General features: G+C 53.2%; 3 tRNA genes. All 3 read right to left on the bottom strand.

The annotated features are described in order from the left end of the window. Positions 1 to 2: 2 nt before the first annotated feature. The 3 genes from OGY01_RS00740 to OGY01_RS00730 all read right to left on the bottom strand — a co-directional run bounded on the left by OGY01_RS00740 (position 3) and on the right by OGY01_RS00730 (position 369). Positions 3 to 78, bottom strand: a tRNA-Lys gene (locus tag OGY01_RS00740). A gap of 3 nt (positions 79 to 81) precedes the next feature. Next, positions 82 to 157 (bottom strand) — tRNA-Val (locus OGY01_RS00735). Between the two features lie 136 nt (positions 158 to 293). Continuing rightward, a tRNA-Lys gene (locus OGY01_RS00730) sits at positions 294 to 369 on the bottom strand. Position 370 lies beyond the last annotated feature (1 nt).

The following is a 370-nucleotide window of genomic DNA, read 5'->3' as shown; positions in this document are numbered from 1 at the left end:
ATTGGTGGGGCGTGCAGGATTCGAACCTGCGACCAATTGATTAAAAGTCAACTGCTCTACCAACTGAGCTAACGCCCCGAGTGGTGGGTGATGACGGGATCGAACCGCCGACCCCCTCCTTGTAAGGGAGGTGCTCTCCCAGCTGAGCTAATCACCCGATACTACGCTGGATACTGCTTACTGCTAAGTTAGTGGTGGGGCGTGCAGGATGACTCGGCTTCGCCTCGCCCTTCGGGCTGTTGCTTACGCAACGTTATCCTTCACGTTTTACTACCACTACCTACTTCAATTATTGGTGGGGCGTGCAGGATTCGAACCTGCGACCAATTGATTAAAAGTCAACTGCTCTACCAACTGAGCTAACGCCCCA

Origin of the sequence: Citrobacter sp. Cm038, assembly GCF_030333105.1 — a bacterium.
In the GTDB taxonomy this organism is placed as follows: domain Bacteria; phylum Pseudomonadota; class Gammaproteobacteria; order Enterobacterales; family Enterobacteriaceae; genus Citrobacter; species Citrobacter murliniae.
This window is presented reverse-complemented; position numbering and strand designations above follow the sequence as displayed.